Annotated in this window: 15 protein-coding genes; 10 read left to right on the forward strand and 5 right to left on the reverse strand. The window is 70.1% G+C overall.

Going from position 1 to position 16,760, the window contains the following annotated elements; translation table 11 throughout:
• Positions 1-3 precede the first annotated feature (3 nt).
• From BM070_RS10075 to BM070_RS10090, 4 genes are all read right to left on the reverse strand, one after another.
• Positions 4-3,150, reverse strand: coding sequence for a bifunctional diguanylate cyclase/phosphodiesterase (locus tag BM070_RS10075; RefSeq protein WP_092939455.1), 3,147 nt, complete (start codon positions 3,148-3,150; stop codon positions 4-6).
• 165 nt (positions 3,151-3,315) lie between these two features.
• Complete coding sequence (locus tag BM070_RS10080; protein ID WP_092939456.1) at positions 3,316-3,654, reverse strand: DUF3325 family protein; 339 nt, start codon at positions 3,652-3,654, stop codon at positions 3,316-3,318.
• Entirely contained in the window at positions 3,647-5,329 is a 1,683-nt protein-coding gene (locus BM070_RS10085; protein ID WP_092939457.1) for a PepSY-associated TM helix domain-containing protein, read from the reverse strand. Before BM070_RS10085 ends, BM070_RS10080 begins: the two co-directional genes overlap by 8 nt.
• A gap of 21 nt (positions 5,330-5,350) precedes the next feature.
• Entirely contained in the window at positions 5,351-5,647 is a 297-nt protein-coding gene (locus BM070_RS10090; RefSeq protein ID WP_092939458.1) for an iron uptake protein, read from the reverse strand.
• A 155-nt stretch (positions 5,648-5,802) separates the two neighbouring features.
• On the opposite strand from BM070_RS10090, the gene BM070_RS10095 reads away from it, so the two are divergent.
• From BM070_RS10095 to BM070_RS10140, 10 genes are all read left to right on the forward strand, one after another.
• Positions 5,803-6,276: a CopD family protein gene (locus BM070_RS10095; RefSeq protein ID WP_092939459.1), complete on the forward strand. Its 474-nt coding sequence runs from the start codon at positions 5,803-5,805 to the stop codon at positions 6,274-6,276.
• A gap of 90 nt (positions 6,277-6,366) precedes the next feature.
• The gene (locus BM070_RS10100; RefSeq protein ID WP_092939460.1) at positions 6,367-7,038 is read left to right on the forward strand and encodes a hypothetical protein; all 672 of its coding nucleotides are present in this window, start codon (positions 6,367-6,369) and stop codon (positions 7,036-7,038) included.
• Positions 7,039-7,155: 117 nt separating this feature from the next.
• Complete coding sequence (locus BM070_RS10105; RefSeq protein ID WP_175518472.1) at positions 7,156-9,003, forward strand: ABC transporter ATP-binding protein; 1,848 nt, start codon at positions 7,156-7,158, stop codon at positions 9,001-9,003.
• A 151-nt stretch (positions 9,004-9,154) separates the two neighbouring features.
• The gene (locus tag BM070_RS10110) at positions 9,155-9,313 is read left to right on the forward strand and encodes a DUF3309 family protein (protein WP_092939462.1); all 159 of its coding nucleotides are present in this window, start codon (positions 9,155-9,157) and stop codon (positions 9,311-9,313) included.
• A 293-nt stretch (positions 9,314-9,606) separates the two neighbouring features.
• Positions 9,607-10,452: an STAS domain-containing protein gene (locus BM070_RS10115; protein ID WP_092939463.1), complete on the forward strand. Its 846-nt coding sequence runs from the start codon at positions 9,607-9,609 to the stop codon at positions 10,450-10,452.
• A gap of 13 nt (positions 10,453-10,465) precedes the next feature.
• On the forward strand, positions 10,466-10,840 hold the full coding sequence (locus BM070_RS10120; protein ID WP_092939464.1) for an STAS domain-containing protein: 375 nt from the start codon (positions 10,466-10,468) through the stop codon (positions 10,838-10,840).
• Positions 10,827-11,234: an anti-sigma regulatory factor gene (locus tag BM070_RS10125; RefSeq protein WP_245785172.1), complete on the forward strand. Its 408-nt coding sequence runs from the start codon at positions 10,827-10,829 to the stop codon at positions 11,232-11,234. The genes BM070_RS10120 and BM070_RS10125 overlap by 14 nt, the downstream gene beginning before the upstream one ends.
• Complete coding sequence (locus BM070_RS10130) at positions 11,225-12,238, forward strand: ATP-binding protein (RefSeq protein WP_092939465.1); 1,014 nt, start codon at positions 11,225-11,227, stop codon at positions 12,236-12,238. The genes BM070_RS10125 and BM070_RS10130 overlap by 10 nt, the downstream gene beginning before the upstream one ends.
• The gene (locus BM070_RS10135; RefSeq protein ID WP_434803182.1) at positions 12,235-13,242 is read left to right on the forward strand and encodes a sensor histidine kinase; all 1,008 of its coding nucleotides are present in this window, start codon (positions 12,235-12,237) and stop codon (positions 13,240-13,242) included. Before BM070_RS10130 ends, BM070_RS10135 begins: the two co-directional genes overlap by 4 nt.
• A gap of 5 nt (positions 13,243-13,247) precedes the next feature.
• Complete coding sequence (locus BM070_RS10140; RefSeq protein ID WP_092939558.1) at positions 13,248-15,212, forward strand: hybrid sensor histidine kinase/response regulator; 1,965 nt, start codon at positions 13,248-13,250, stop codon at positions 15,210-15,212.
• A gap of 143 nt (positions 15,213-15,355) precedes the next feature.
• Here BM070_RS10140 and cycA read toward each other — a convergent pair whose 3' ends face one another.
• Positions 15,356-16,759: a D-serine/D-alanine/glycine transporter gene (gene cycA / locus BM070_RS10145; RefSeq protein WP_092939466.1), complete on the reverse strand. Its 1,404-nt coding sequence runs from the start codon at positions 16,757-16,759 to the stop codon at positions 15,356-15,358.
• Position 16,760: the final 1 nt, after the last annotated feature.

Here is a 16,760-nt window from a genome sequence, read left to right on the forward strand (position 1 = left end):
GAGTCAGATCGGCACGTCGCCGCGGGCGAGGACCAGGTCCTCGAACGCCACGGCCACCAGCGGCGCGCTCAGCAGATAGCCCTGCCAGGCGTGGCAGTGGGCCCGCTCCAGGAAGGCGCGCTGCTCCTTGGTCTCGACGCCCTCGGCCGTCACCCGCAGGCCCAGGCTGGTGCCCAGAGCGACGATGGTGCGGGCGATGGCCGCGTCGTTGGGGTCGGTGAGCACGTCGCGCACGAAGATCTGGTCGATCTTGAGCTCGTCGAGCGGCAGGCGCTTGAGGTAGGCCAGCGACGAATAGCCGGTGCCGAAATCGTCCAGCGAGAAGCCCACGCCATACGCGCGCAGCTGGCCCATCTTGTCGATGGTGTCCTCCACGTCCTGCAGCAGCAGGCCCTCGGTCAGCTCCAGCTTGAGGTGCCGCGCGTCGGCGCCGGTGCTGGCCAGCGCCTGCAGCACCTGGGCGACGAAGCCTCTCTGGTGGAATTCGCGAGGGCTCACGTTGACCGACAGGCTCAGGTGGCTCAGGCCCGGGCGCTGCGCCCACTGCGCCAGGCGCGCGCAGGCGTCCTGCAGCACCCATTCGCCCAGCGGCAGGATCAGGCCGCAATCCTCGGCCAGCGGAATGAATTCGCCCGGCGAGACGAAGCCGCGCTGCGGATGGCGCCAGCGCAGCAGGGCTTCTGCGCCGGTGATGCGGCCCTGCACCACCTGCGGCTGGTAGAAGAGCTCGAACTGGCCCTGGCGCAGCCCGGTGCGCATGTCCACCTCCAGCGCCGCGCGCGCGGCCACCAGCGCCTGCATCTGGGGGTCGTAGAACTGCAGCCGGTCGCGCCCGGCGGCCTTGGCCTGGTACATGGCCAGGTCGCCGCGCTTGATGAGTTCGTCGGCCGACTCGCGCTGGCCCTGGAACACGGTCACGCCGATGCTGAGCGTGCTGTGGTGCGCCTGTCCGTCCAGCATGAAGGGCTCGCGCAGCGCGCCCAGAATGCGCTGGCCGATGTCCTCGGCATGGGCGGCGGCCTCCTGCAGGTTGTCGCCCAGGTCTTCCAGCACCACGACGAATTCGTCTCCGCCGTGGCGGGCCACGGTGTCCTCGCTGCTCACGCAGCCGCGCAGGCGCTGGCCGACCTCGCGCAGCAGCATGTCGCCCTTGTCGTGGCCGCGGGTCTCGTTCAGCGTCTTGAAGTTGTCCAGGTCCAGCATCAGCAGCGCGCCGCAGCGCTGGCGGCGGGCGCTCGCGCCCAGGGCCTGCTGCAGCCGGTCCACCAGCAGGCGCCGGTTGGGCAGGCGGGTGAGCGGGTCGTAGTAGGCGAGGTAGCGGATCTCTTCCTCGTCGGCCTTGCGCTGGCTCAGGTCCACCATGGTCAGCATGTGGGCATCGCCCAGCAGCGCGCCGGAGGCCTCGATGGTGCGGCTGTGTCCGTCCTTGTCGGTGATGGTGTATTCGCGGGCCGGAATGTCGCCGTCGGCCTGCAGGCCCAGGCGCCGCTGCGAACGCCAGCGCTCGCGCGCGGCGGCCCGCTGCAGCGAATCGGGGAAGAGCTTTCTCCACCAGGCATGCACGTCGGGGGTCTCGTCCTCGGCATAGCCGCAGATCTGCGTGAAGCGCTCGTTGCGGAAGGCGATGGTGCCGTCCGACTGCACCAGGCAGACGCCGACCGGCATGCGGTTGAGGATGCCCAGGAGGCGCTGCTCGCTGTCGCGCAGCGCCGCCTCCATGCCCTTGCGCGCGGAGATGTCCTGCACGGCCGCGATGTGGAAGTCCGACGAGCCGTTGCTCGAACGCATGGGCGAGACGTTGAGATCGACCGTGATGATCTCGCCGTTCTTGCGCACGTAGCGCTTTTCCAGGCGGAACTCGGGCAGCTCGCCGCGATGCATGCGCCGCGTGAGTTCGAGATCGGCCTCCAGGTCGTCCGGATGCGTGAAATGCTCGAAGCGCATGGACTGCAGCTCTTCGGCGGAATAGCCCACGATGTCGCAGAACTTCTGGTTCACGCGCACCAGCTCGCCGGTGGTGGTGCAGGTCTGCGCCACGCCCACCGCCGCCTGGTTGAAGACGGTGCGAAAGCGCTCCTCGCTGTCGGTGCGCGCGCTCTGCGCCGCCAGGGCCTGGTCCTGCGCCTGCGCCCGCCGCCGCACCAGCAGCACGACCAGCGCGGTGAGCAGGGCCGTCACCAGCAGCCCGCCCAGGCCCACCAGCCAGGGCATCTGGCGCTCCGAATCGGAGAGGAAATCGCGATCCGGATAGAAGGCCATCTGCCACGTGCGCCCGCCGATCTGGGCCATGCGCTCGTAGCGCTGGGCGGATGCGGGCTCGCCGCCTTCGAGCGGCAGCAAGGTGCTCGGCTGGGCGGCTGGTGCGCTGCCGGCCAGGCCCCGGTCCTGGATACCCAGGCGCATGCCGCTCAGATAGCCCTCGCTGCGCAGCGCGTCCACCAGCGCCCGGATCTGGATCGTGGCGCCCAAGGCGCCGATGAAACGGCGGGCACCGTCGGAGGGCTGCGCATCGCCGGAGGCACTGGCGAACACCGGCGCGCGCAGTGTGATGGCCATGGCGCGATGCGGCGCCGTGCCGACTTCCAGCGGCCCGGAAGCCGCCACCACGCCCGTGGCGCGGCTGCGCAGGAAGGCTTCGGCATCGGCGGGCCGGCCGGCGGCGATGTCCAGGCCCAGCAGGCTGCCGCCCTGCGTAGGCCACAGGTATTCGATCACGTAGTAGGCGGCGCGCACACCGGGCGGATGGACGGTGAACGTCCCGCCGGACACGGCCTCGCGCGTCCGCGCCTCGAAATCGGCCAGTTCATGTCGGGGCACGTAGCGCACGAAGCTCAGGTCGGTCACGCCGGCGTGGCTGCGCTGCAGGTTCAGGTCCTGCACCGCCCGAGCGAAGTCGCCGTGGCCGATGCGCGGGTTCAGCACGAACAGGGTGCGCATGCCGTTGAGCAGTTCCACGTTGGCGCCCAGGCGCAGTTCCAGCGCCTCGGCGAACGAACGCGTCTCCTGCTCGATGCGGACCTCGGAAATGGCCTCGACCGAAGCTTGCTGCTGGTTCCACAGCAAGAAGCTGCCCAGCAGGCCCAATGCGGCGACGACCACGCCCGGCAACCAAAGCCGGGGCTGGACGCGCTGAAGGGCAAGAAGGGTCATGGCGAGGGCGTCTGCTGCACCTGGGGTGCCGGGGAACAAGCCCTGGCGAATGCCGGGGCGACGACAAGCGCAGTGCGGGCTGATGCTCCAAGCGCATCAGCCTCTTCTACGACAAGGCATCAAGGATAGCGGCAATCCGGCACGCTTTGGTGCAGCTGGGGCGACTCACGGACCGATCGAGTCCCCCTGCCCGGCCCAGGCCACCAGCGGGCGGAGCCAGCGGGCCCGCCAGGCGAGCGCGAACGCCACGGCCAGCGCGGCGCCGGCCAGCGTCATGACCCACACCAGCGAGGCCATTGATGCGTGGTCCACGGCCAGGCACAGGCCCAGCGATGCGGCCAGCGCGGCCGCGCCCAGCCAGCGCAGCATCACCACCATGCGGCGCGGAGGCGGTGCGCCGGGGCCACGCACCTGTTCCCAGTGGGAGTCCAGCGAGAGGGCCAGCCAGCCCATGCCGAGAAGGCTCGAACCCAGCGCGAGGGCCAGCAGCAGCGCGTCACGCATGGACGGCTCCCGCAGCAGGGCTAGGCACGGCGCCCTGCCCCGCCGCCTCGCGCCTGCGCAGCCGCAAGGCTACCAGCGCGGCGATGGTGGCGCAGGCCAGCAAGGCCAAGTCCAGCCCGGCCACCGGCCAGTAGCCCTGCGCGAGGGTTCGCAGCAGGTGGTCGCCGGTGGTCAGCCAGTTCAGCAGCACGGCGGCCACGGCCAGCACGGCGATGGCCCAGCACTGCTCGCGCCAGGCGGGCGCCAGCCGCGCCTCGGCGACCGGGGCCGTGCGCCACGCGCCATGCAGCCAAGCCACCACCCATGCACCCCAGAAGACGTATTGCTCGCAGGCGCCCTTGCCCGGCCAGCCCGCGGGCATCTCGGCCGGCAGCAGCCGGTTGGCGACCAGCATGGCCAGCGCGGCGACCACCATGCCCGTCACGCTCGTCACGGCGAAGGCATCGACCCAGCGCGCGCCGCTACGGCCCTGCTGGGCGTGCTGGCGCTTGCGCTTTTCGACGAAGAACAGAAAGCCGGTGGCGATGCAGGCGCAGCCCGAGAGGCCGCCCAGCACGTAGAACCAGCGCAGCAGCCAGTGGCGGAAGTGCTGCAGGTGCAGGCCGGTGAGGAAGGTGTTCACGCTCGCCACGGCCGTGAGCGGCGGGTCTTCGCGCAGCACCTCGCCGGTCGCCGCCTTGAAGTGGATGCCGTCGCCCACCAGCGCGATGCGGTCGGTGCCGGCGCGATAGACGCTCACGTAGCTGTTGGCGTCGCCCACGTGCCGCACTGTCAGGAAGCCCACGTCGCCCGCCTTGCCGGCCGCCGCCCAGCGCCGCCGCGCCTCGGCCACCATCGCATCGACCGAGGCCAGCGGCCCGGCCACGCCCGCACGGTCGTGCGGCAGGCCGGTCTCGGCGGCTTCATGCTGCTCATGCAATTCGTGCAGCGGCTCCAGCTGCGTGTGCGTGACCGGGAAGTAGGTGCCGGCGAAGATCACCAGGCCGGAGAAAGCGAAGATGAAGTGGAACGGCAGCGCGACCACGCCCGTGAGGTTGTGCAGGTCCAGCACGCTGCGCTGGGTGTTCTTGCGGGGCCGGAAGGTGAACAGCTCGCGGAAGATCTTGCGATGCATGACCACGCCGCTCACCAGCGCCGCCAGCATCACCAGCGCGGCGAAGCCGACGATCCAGGTGCCCAGGCTCATCCAGTTCAGGTTCAGGCTGTAGTGCAGCGGGTAGAAGAACTGGCTGCCGATCTTGAGCTGGTCGTCGGGCAGGGCCTGGCCGGTGCGCGGGTCGATGGTGCGCGTGCCCCAGATCTCGTCCTCCGGGTCCTTCGCGCCGGGCAGCTCGTAGCTGGCGAAGAGGCTCAGCACCGGATCGCGGTGGGTGGTGTAGGCGCCCCAGCTCTTGACGACGGGGAACTCCCGCGCCATGGGCCCGTCGATGCGGCTCCTGGCCTGCTCGATCTGTGCGGCATCGGGCCGCATGGCCTTGAAAGCGGGCAGCAGCATGCGGTCGAACGACGGCATGGGCTGCGGCGCGAAGCGGGTTTCGGGGATCGCCCAGCGATCGATCTCGCGGTCGAACACCGAGAGCGAGCCGAAGAAGAACACCGCCATGAGCACGAAGCCCAGCACCAGGCCGAACCAGGTGTGCAGCCAGGCCATAGACAGCCGGAAGTTGTTGAACATCGCAAGGTTTCCTTTGCCGCGTCAGAGAATGGCGCGCTGCACCAGCCAGGCCGCCCCGGTCATGAGCGCCCCGCCGCCCGCCAGCACCAGCCACACCCGCGCCACGCTGGCTGCGGCGAACGCCCACAGGAACACGACGAGAAAGAGCAGCAGGCCCAGGATGCCGCCCAGGGCCTCGGCGTCGTGGAAGTCCAGCCGCGCGGCGAACAGCAGAGCGATCGACAGCGCGATGAAGCCCCAGGTGAAGACGTAGCCGCCCAGCACGCCGGCGGCGATGCGCGAGACGATCTGGCGGCGTGGAACGGCGTTCGTGGCCATGTCGATGAAGCTTGTGAATACGAGTGATTTGCATTATTGCATTGCGAGAGCAATGACCCGGCGAGCCCGGGGCTTTGGCCGCCGCAGGGCTGCCACGGGCTGCTGGTATCGTGCTGCGGCTCCGCTCCCTTCCCTCACCAGCGACCGCCCCGCCGATGCTCTACGCCCTGCTCAAGCTCTCCCATCTCCTGGCCGCCATCGTCTGGATCGGCGGCATGGTCTTCGCGCACTTCTTCCTGCGGCCCGCCGCGCTGGCGCTGGAGCCGCCCGTCCGCCTGCCGCTGATGCAGGCGGTGCTGCAGCGCTTCTTCCGCGCCGTGGCCGTGGCGGCGGCGGTGATGCTGGCCACCGGCCTCTGGATGGTCGGCCGCACCGCCAAGACCGTGGTGCAGGCCGGCGGCAGCTTCGCCATGCCGCTGTCCTGGACGCTGATGGCCACGCTGGGGCTGGTGATGATCGCCATCTTCGGCCACATCCGCTGGGCGCTCTACCCGCGCCTGCGCGCGGCCACGCAGGCGGCCGACTGGCCTGCGGGCGGCCGGGCGCTGGCATCCATCCGCACCTGGGTGGGCGTGAACCTGGCACTGGGCACGGCCACCGTCGCCGTGGCGGTGCTGCCGCTCCAGTAGCCATCGCGCAAGGGCCTCATAAAGGCCTCGCAAAGACCGATCGCGCCCGCCAGACCTGGGCCTGCAGCTTCTTTTTCGATAGCAAACACGATGCCAATACGTTCCGCATCCTTCTGCGTCACCGCGCTGGCGCTGGCCTTTCTGGCGGCCCTGGCCGGCGGCTGGTGGGCGCAGGCGCAGTGGCGCGCCACGCAAGGCGAAGTCGCGGCGCTGCAGCGCGAGGTGGTCAGCACGCAGGAGCAGCTGCTGGGCTACACGCGCTACACCACCTACCTCACCGCTGGCCAGAACACGCTGGCCGAGCAGATGAAGCTGCTGACGGCCACCGTGGTGCGCGAGGAAGGCGCCACGCAGATCGTGGAGAAGTCGGTGCTCGGCCTGCACTCGACGGGCGTGGTCGCCATCTGGTACACGGCCGAATACGCCTTCGGCTACGACCTGCGGCCGGGCAGCTACACGCTCAAGGCCACGACCCAGGGGCTGGAGGTGCATCTGGCGCGCCCCACCCTGGTGGCGACGCCGGCCGTGAGCCATCTGCGCCATCGCGTGCTCTCCGGCGGGCTCTTCACCGACGAGCAGGCCGCCATCGTGCTGCTGCAGCAGGAGGCCGCTCGCCGCGCCCTGGCGCAAGGCCAGGCCATGGCGGCCGAGCCCGCCGTGCTGGCGCTGTGCGAGAAGAGCCTCACCACCTTTCTGGCCGACTTCCTCGCGCGCCAGCCGGGCGTGAAGGCGGTGCCGCGCATCACCGTGGTCTATCGCTGATCCACGCCCGGCGCGAGTGGGGACATGGCGGCCGCCCTGGGCGCGCCCGGCCGCCCGCCCGTAACATGCAGGCCCCGTCCATCGCCAGGACGCTCTCCCTGGAGTCATCGACCCGTGCTGTTCCGCTTCTTCGAAAAACGCGTTCCTCCCTACCCCGCCGGCGAGCCCACCGTGCCGCCCAAGGACTTCATGGCCTTCGTCTGGGCCGGAACGCGCGGGCTGCGGGGCTACGTCATCGCGATGACGGGCCTGTCGGCCGCGATCGCGGTGTACGAGGCGCTGCTTTTCGCCGTGCTGGGCCGGCTGGTGGACTGGATCAGCGACGTGCCGGCCGCGCGCTTCTGGGACGAGCGCGGCACGCTGCTGCTGTGGGTGGTCGGCATGCTCGTGGCCAGCATCGTGCTGGTGGCGCTGCAGACCAGCGTCAAGCACCAGGCGCTGGCCATCAACTTCCCGCTGCGGCTGCGCTGGAACTTCCACCGGCTGATGCTGGGCCAGAGCATGGCCTTCTATGCCGACGAGTTCGCGGGCCGCATCACCACCAAGATCATGCAGACGGCGCTCGCCGTGCGCGACATGATCTTCACGACCACCGACGTGGTCGTGGGCATGGGCGTCTATCTCTTCACCATCCTCGCGCTGGCCGCGGGCTTCGAGGTGCGGCTGCTGCTGCCCTTCCTGGCCTGGATCGTCTGCTATGGCCTGGCCTGCTGGTACTTCGTGCCGCGCCTGGGCCGCGTCGGCAAGGCGCAGGCGGATGCGCGCTCGGTGATGACCGGGCGCATCACCGACGCCTACACCAACATCGCCACCGTCAAGCTGTTCTCGCACACCCGGCGCGAGGCGGAATTCGCCCGCTCGGCCATGGATGCCTTCAAGCAGACGGGCTATGCGCAGATGCGCCTGGTGAGCCAGTTCGAGATCGTCAACCACATCCTCGTGGTGGCCATGATCCTGGGCGCCTGCGGCACGGCGCTCTGGCTCTGGTCGCAAGGCCAGGTGGGCGCGGGCGCGGTGGCCGCCGTCACCGCCATGGCGCTGCGCGTCTCGGGCCACGCCCACTGGGTGATGTGGGAGATGACCACCCTCTTCGAGAGCGTGGGCACCATCCAGGACGGCATCAACACGCTGACCCGCCCGCGCACCGTGCTGGACGCGCCCGATGCCCGCCCGCTGGCCGTGGCCCAGGGCGAGGTGCGCTTCGAGAACGTGCGCTTCGGCTACCAGAACGGCCGCCCGGTCATCGACGACCTGAACCTGACCATCCGCCCGGGCGAGAAGATCGGCCTCATCGGCCGCTCCGGCGCGGGCAAGTCCACGCTGGTCAACCTGCTGCTGCGCTTTCACGACCTGAACGGCGGGCGCATCCTGATCGACGGGCAGGACATCGCCCACGTCACGCAGGACAGCCTCCGCCAGCACATCGGCATGGTCACGCAGGACACCTCCCTGCTGCACCGCTCCATGCGCGACAACATCCTCTACGGCCGGCCCGACGCCACCGACGCGCAGATGCATGCCGCCGCGCGCCGCGCCGAGGCGGAGGACTTCATCCGCACCCTCACCGACCTGCAGGGCCGCAGCGGCTACGACGCCCATGTGGGCGAGCGCGGCGTGAAGCTCTCGGGCGGCCAGCGCCAGCGCGTGGCGATCGCCCGCGTGATGCTCAAGGACGCGCCCATCCTGCTGCTCGACGAGGCCACCAGCGCGCTCGATTCCGAAGTGGAAGCCGCCATACAGCAGAGCCTGGACGGACTGATGCAGGGCAAGACCGTGATCGCCATCGCCCACCGCCTGTCCACCATCGCCGCGATGGACCGGCTCATCGTGCTGGATGCGGGCCGCATCATCGAGGAAGGCACGCACGCGCAGCTGCTGGCGCGCGGCGGCGTCTATGCGCGGCTCTGGGGCCACCAGAGCGGGGGCTTCCTGGGCGAGACGGAAGACGACGGCGCCGAGGGCTGAGCGGCCTCAGCTGTCGGTATCGGATGACACGCAGGCCCGCGCGCCGCCTGCGAACCGGCGCGGGGGCGGCTGCGAAGAATGCAGGCAGGCATCTCGCCACCCCCGGCCGCCAGCGTGCCGGGGCACACCCCCAACAACGAAGGACGCCACCATGTCGATCTCCCTGCTGCTGCTCATCATCCTGATCCTGATCCTGGTCGGCGTACTCCCCACCTGGGGCCACAGCCGCTCGTGGGGCTATGGTCCCAGCGGCGGCATCGGCCTGGTCGTGGTGATCCTGCTGGTACTGCTCCTCATGGGCAGGATCTGACCCCAGGCCGCCATCCCACGGCGGCCAGTGGACCGACGGCGCCCCCAGGGGCGCCGTTTTCGTTGGTGCGTAACCCGCACGTTTCATGCCCACCACCCCGAATGCGGGCCATCCCATCGGTCCGAACCGAAGAATGCGGTTTTGCCCTACGCGTTCGGCGCCGCAGCGCGTTAGAAACGGGTGGTTACGAACCTACAATGAAACCGGCTGTCCGACAGGACCCCGGGCCCCGTGGCACCGCCCCTGACGGGACGGCGCAGGCACCGCAGCGCATGTTGATCTTTCACGCTTATATGAACCAACACATCCAAGACATCTTGCGCAACGAGGACCCTGCCGCCCTCCTTCAGCGCTGGCTGGACGAAGCCCGCAAAGGCGATTCCACCCTGGGCCGCAGCGCCCAGTCCGAAGCCGCGGAAATCCTGCGCGCGCTCAACGGCGCGCTGCAGAGCGGGGCAAATCCGGAACACTTCGGCAGCGCCCCGGGCTGGAGCGCCGTGCAGCAGGCGCTGTCCGACTTCTCCCGCTCGCGCGCCGCGCAGGGCCAGAGCGCCGGGGCGACCAGCGTCTTCGTGCAGGCGCTCAAGCGTCCGTTCTTCTCGGCGCTGCAAAAGCAGCTCGCAAGCACGCCGGACGCCCTGGTGGACGCCCTCTGGACGGCCACCCTGCTGGTGGACCAGATGGCCCAGCACACCGTCACCACCTTCCAGCAGGCGCGCGAAGACATCATCGTGCGCCAGCAGGAAGAGCTGCTCGAACTCTCCACCCCCGTCGTGAAGCTCTGGGACGGCGTGCTCGCCGTGCCCATGATCGGCACGCTGGACAGCAACCGCACCCAGGTCGTGATGGAAACGCTGCTGCAGCGCATCGTCGAGACCGAGGCGGAGCTGGCGATCATCGACATCACCGGCGTGCCCACCGTGGACACGCTGGTCGCACAGCATCTGCTCAAGACCGTCACCGCCATCCGGCTGATGGGCGCGGACTGCATCATCAGCGGCATCCGCCCGCAGATCGCGCAGACCATCGTGCACCTGGGCATCGACCTGGACGGCATCGGCACCAAGGCCACGCTGGCCGACGCCCTGCGCCTGGCGCTGCACCGCACCGGCTGGCAGGTCGCCCGCCGCGCGGACTGACGCGAGGCACCCGATGGACCGCGTTCCAATCCTCCGCATGGGCAAGACCCTGCTGGTCACCATCCAGGTGGACATGCAGGACCAGACCGCCCTGGCACTGCAGGACGACCTCGCAGAGCGCATCGCCAAGACCGGCGCCACCGGCGTGATGATCGACATCTCCGCGCTGGAGATCGTCGATTCCTTCGTAGGCCGCATGCTGGCCAGCATTTCGGGCATCGCCCGCATCCTCTCGGCGCACACGGTGGTGGTCGGCATGCAGCCGGCGGTGGCCATCACCCTGGTGGAGCTGGGCCTGTCGCTCGACGGCGTGAAGACCGCGCTCAACGTGGAGCGCGGCATGGCCGTGCTGCGCCGCGCCGAGGAGGCCGATCTTGGCGCCCGCTGACCGCAGCGGAACGCTGCCGCTCGCATCCGAACAGCACATCGTCGCAAGCCGGCAGATGGTGCGCAGCCTCTGCCAGGCGCTCAAGCTCTCGCTGGTGGACCAGACCAAGATGGTCACCGCCGCCAGCGAGCTGTCGCGCAACACGCTGATCCACGGCGGCGGCGGCCACATGCGCTGGGAATGGGTCGAAGCGGGCGCGCGCCAGGGCCTGCGCCTGCATTTCGAGGACGAGGGCCCGGGCATCGTCGATGTCGGCATGGCCATGACCGACGGCTACACCACCAAGAAGGGCATGGGCCTGGGCCTGCCCGGCAGCAAGCGGCTGGTCAACGAATTCCATATCGACACCGCCCCCGGCCAGGGCACCCGCGTGAGCATCACCAAGTGGAAGTGATCACCGGCTGGACGCACCGCAGCTTCCCCGTCACCGACGCGAGCTGCGTCGGCGAGGCGCGCCGCCATTGCGCGCACACCATCGCGGACTGGGGCTGGAACGACGTCGAGGCCGGCCAGCTCTCGCTGATCGTGACCGAGCTGGGCTCCAACCTCATGCGCCACGCGGTGGGCGGCCAGCTCTGGATCGCGTTCAACCCGGCGTGGCAGGAAGTGGAAGTCATCGCGCTCGACCGCGGCCCCGGCATGCCCGACGTGCAGCGCTCGCTGACCGACGGCGTCTCCACCGGCTCGGGCTCGCCCGGCACCGGCCTGGGCGCCGTGCGCCGCATGGCGAGCGACTTCGACGTGCATTCCTCCCCGGCCGGCTCGCTGGTGCTGGCGCGCATGCGGCCCGCAGGCGTGGCCCGCCCGCCCATCGGCGCCCGGCTGGGTGCCGTGTGCCTGCCCGCGCCGGGCGAAACGCATTGCGGCGACGGCTGGGCGCTGGCCGAGCAGGAAGGCGAAGTCGCCCTCCTGGTCAGCGACGGGCTGGGCCACGGCCCGGAAGCCGCTGCCGCCTCCCGCGCGGCGCTGGAGGCCTTCGCGAGCGCTCCCTTCACGCCCCTGCCCGGCCTGATGGGGCAGGTCCACCAGGCCATGCAGGGCACCCGTGGCGGCGCCGTGTTCGCCGCGCACGTGCCGGCCGATGCCGTGCTGCGCTACAGCGGCGCGGGCAACATCCTGGGGCGGGTGCTCTCGGGCGTGTTCGACCAGGGCCTCATCACCCCGCACGGCACGGCCGGCGTGCAGATGCGCCGCACGGAGGCCAGCACCCACGCCCTGCCCCGGCATGCCCTGGTGCTGCTGCACACCGATGGCGTGGCCTCACGCTGGCCCTCAGCCCCCTTGGTGGCGCTGCTGCCGCGCGACCCCACGCTGCTGGCCGCGGCGCTGGCCTGGACGCACACGCGCGGCCGCGACGACACCACCGTGGTGGTACTGAAACAAGAGGAACCCGCGTGACCGACACCGACAAGCATCTTCCCGGCGGCGCCAGCGAGGCCGAGCTGCGCGAGCAGCTGGAGCAGAGCCGCGCGGACGCCGATGCCCTGCGCGCGGAGCTCGAAGAGACCAACCGCGGCGTGGTCGCCCTCTATGCCGACCTGGACCAGCAGGCCGAGGAACTGCGCCAGGCGACCGAGCTCAAGAGCCGCTTCCTCTCCTACATGAGCCATGAGTTCCGCACGCCCATCGGCGCCATCCGCAGCATCACCCGGCTGCTGCTCGACCGCGTGGACGGCCCGCTCACGCCCGAGCAGGAGCTGCAGGTGCGCTTCGTGCAGACCACGGCGGAAGAGTTCGCCGACATGGTGGACGACCTGCTGGACCTGGCCCGCATCGAGGCCGGCCGGCTCGACATCTCCGCCGAATGGTTCGAGATGGTGGACCTCTTCTCCGCCCTGCGCGGCATGTTCAAGCCGGTGCTGGGCAATGCCCGGCTGAACCTGGTGTTCGAGGAGGCCGAAGGGCTGCCGCGCCTCTACACCGACGACCGCAAGCTCTCGCAGATCCTGCGCAACTTCATCTCCAACGCGCTCAAGTTCACGGCGCAGGGCGAGGTGCGCGTCTCGGTGCGGCTGCTGGACGGCGGCGAGCGCGTGCGCTTCGCCGTGTCGGACACCGGCATCGGCATTGCGCAGGAACACCTGGCCTCGCTGTTCAACGACTTCTCCCAGGTGGATTCGCCCGTGCAGCGCCACCTGCGCGGCTCGGGACTGGGCCTGGCGCTCTCGCGCCAGCTGGCGACCCTGCTCGGCGGCGTGGTGGACGTGCGCAGCACGCTGGGCGAAGGCTCCGAGTTCTCCGTCACCCTGCCCGTGCGCCTGCCCCAGGCCGCAGCGCCGACCGGCAAGGCCCCGGGCGCAGCCGACGACGCCGGCCCCATCCACATCGATGCGAGCGACTCCACCAGTGCCATGGAAGCCTGCGCGCCCGCTCCTGCCGTCTCCGCACCCCGTCGATGCTGAACGCCATGCCGAACTCCGGAATCATCGCCCCCACCATCGACCGCAGCCGCCACACGGTGCTGGTGGTGGATGACAACCCCGCCACGCGCTATTCCACCGCCCGCGTGATCCGCGCGGCCGGCTTCCTGACCGAAGAGGCCGACAGCGGCGGCGCGGCCCTGGCGCTCGCCGGCACCGGCATCGCCGCCGTGGTGCTCGACGTCCACCTGCCGGACATGAGCGGCTTCGACGTCTGCCGGGCGCTGCGCGGCGATCCGCGCACCACCTTCATGCCCATCGTCCACCTCTCGGCCGCCTATGTGCAGAGCGAGCACCGGGTGGCGGGCCTGAACGCCGGGGCCGACGCCTACATGGTGCATCCGGTGGAGCCGCCGCTGCTGATCGCCACGCTGCAGGCGCTGATCCGCGCGCGGCTGGCCGAAGACAAGCTGCGCAGCAGCCAGAACCGCTTCCGCGCGATCTACGACCAGGCCCCCGTCGCGATGATGCTGATCGACGAGCGCGGCGTCTTCACCGACGTGAACCCCGCCGCGGCCGCCCTGCTGCAGCGCCCCGCCGAGAGCCTGATCGGCACGCCCGTGGCGGCGCTCGCCGCCCCCGTGTGGCGCGAATTCGTGCAGGAGCGCACCTGCGCCCCCACCGCCAGCGCCTGGCACGGCGAGCTGCCCCTGCTGCGCGGCGACGGCCACCAGCTGCCGCTGGACTGGAGCATGTCCGAGCCGGTGGAGCCGGGCGTTCGCATCGGCATCGCCAAGGACCTGACCGAGCGCATCGAGCTCGAACGCCGGCACGAGGAAGTGCTGGAACGCGAGCAGGCCGCCCGCGTGCTGGCCGAGCGCCACAGCCGCACCAAGGACGACTTCGTCGCCGTGCTCTCGCACGAGCTGCGCACGCCGCTCACCCTCATCACCGGCTGGGCCCACATGCTCAAGCGCCCCGGCGTCACGCCCGACACCCTGGCGCGGGGCATCAGCGCCATCGAGCGCGGCGTGCAGGCGCAAAGCCGCATCATCTCGGACATCCTCGACGTCTCGCGCCTCGCCTCGGGCAAGCTGCGGCTGCACCGCGAATGGGCCGACCCGGTGGAGCTGGCGCTGATCTCGCTCGACGCCGTGCGCGAGACCGCCGACGCGAAGAAGATCGCCATCGTGCTCGACCGCCACAACGCCGGCACCCCCGCCTGGCTGGACGCCACGCGCTTCCAGCAGATCATCTGGAACCTGGTCACCAACTCCATCAAGTTCTCGGAAGCCGGCAGCACCGTGCGCATCGCCATGCAGCGCGAGGGCGACGAGCTCACGGTCGTGGTGCAGGACGAAGGCATGGGCATCGCGCCCGAATTCCTGCCCCACCTCTTCGGCCGCTTCACGCAGAGCGGGCCGCCCAACAACCGCACGCACGGCGGGCTGGGGCTGGGCCTGTCGATCGTCAAGCATCTGGTCGAGCTGCACGGCGGCCAGATCCAGGCCGAAAGCGCCGGCCCGGGCCAGGGCAGCACCATGCGCGCCCGCCTGCTGGTGGCGCCCGACGAGCACAGCCACACCACGGACGCGAGCGCGGCGAGCGACAGCGTGCTTCTCGACGACGGCAGTCAGCGCCGGCTGCAGGACAAGGACATCCTGGTGGTGGAAGACAACGCCGACACCAGCGAGATGCTGGGCATCGTGCTCAGCGACCAGGGTGCGCGCGTGCGCTCGGTGGAGAACTACGACGCCGCGCTGCAGGAGCTGGACCGCCAGTGGCCCGACCTGCTGGTGAGCGACATCGGCCTGCCGGGCAAGGACGGCTACCAGCTGATCGCGGCCATCCGCGAACGTGAAGCCGCCGCAGGCCGCCCGGACCGGCTGCGCGCCGTCGCCCTCACCGCCTTCGCCCGTCCGCAGGACCGCGAACGCGCGCTGGCCGCGGGCTTCGACGCGCATCTAGGCAAGCCGCTGCAACCGCATCTGCTGCTGCAGCTGCTGGTCTGACGCCAGCCGGAGCCACCGCTCACGAGGTGGCGAGAGAGGGCTAGATGGCGCGGCCTGGTGTGCGCCAGCAAATCACTGACGAAACAAGCCGCCAGCGCTCTTCCATCAAGCACTGGCAGCTATGAACTTCATAGCAATCCGGATCAGCCGCCCCGGTCCGCGCGCCGGCGCACGAACTGGTAGGCCACGGCCAGCAGCACGAACCAGGCGGGCGTCGCCACCAGCGCCTGGCGGGTGTCGGTCTCGAACGAGAGCAGCACCATCACCCCGGCGAAGAAGGCCAGGCACACGCAGCACAGGGCCACGCCGCCGGGCATCTTGTACTTCGACGCCGCATGCAGCGCGGCGCGCTTGCGGCGGTAGGCGATATAGGACAGCAGGATCAGCGACCACACGAACATGTAGAGGATGGCCGACACGGTCGTCACCAGCGTGAACGCCTCCACCAGATCGGGCACCACCCACATCAGGAAGGCGCCCAGCAGCAGGCAGGCGCACGAGAACAGCAGCCCGCGCGACGGCACGCTGCTGCTCGAAAGACGCGCGAAGGACCGGGGCGCATCGCCCTTGAGCGCCAGGCCGAAGAGCATGCGGCTGGTGGAGAACACGCCGCTGTTGGCCGACGAGGCCGCCGAGGTCAGCACCACGAAGTTGATGACGCCCGCCGCCGCCGGCAGGCCGGCCAGCACGAACAGCTCCACGAACGGGCTCTTGCCCGGCACCACCTCGCGCCAGGGCGTGACGGACATGATGGCGACCAACGCCAGCACGTAGAACACGATGATGCGCAGCGGAATGGAGTTGATGGCGCGCGGCAGCGTGCGCTCCGGGTCCTTGGCCTCGGCGGCCGTCGTGCCCACCAGCTCGATGCCCGCGAACGCGAAGATGGCGATCTGGAAGCCCGCGAAGAAGCCCATGACGCCGTGCGGGAACATGCCGCCGTCGTTCCACAGATGCGCCAGCGTCGCCGTGTGGCCGCCGGGCGACTGGAAGGACGTGCCCACCATGTACATGCCCGTGCCCACCAGCGCCACGATGGCGATGATCTTGACCATGGCGAACCAGAACTCGATCTCGCCGAAGAGCTTCACCGTCAGCAGGTTGAGCGAGAGCAGCAGGCCCACGCAGCCGAGCGCCGGCGCCCACTGCGGCAGATGGGGGAACCAGAACTGCGTATAGGCCGAGATGGCGATCACGTCGGCGATGCCGGTCACGATCCAGCAGAACCAGTAGGTCCAGCCCGTGAAGAAGCCCGCCCAGGGGCCCAGCAGGTCGGCCGAGAAATCGATGAACGACTTGTATTGCAGATTGGACAGCAGCAGCTCGCCCATGGCCCGCATCACGAAGAACAGCACCATGCCGATGATGGCGTACACGAAAACGATGGAGGGGCCGGCCAGGCTGATCGTCTTGCCCGAACCCATGAAGAGGCCGGTGCCGATGGCACCGCCGATGGCGATGAGCTGGATGTGGCGGTTGGTGAGGTTGCGCTGCAGGTCGTCGTGACCGTGCGAGCCCTGGCCGGCTGGCGGGGCTGGGTGTTTCATG

It is taken from the genome of Paracidovorax wautersii, from assembly GCF_900113035.1.
Lineage (GTDB): Bacteria > Pseudomonadota > Gammaproteobacteria > Burkholderiales > Burkholderiaceae_C > Paracidovorax > Paracidovorax wautersii.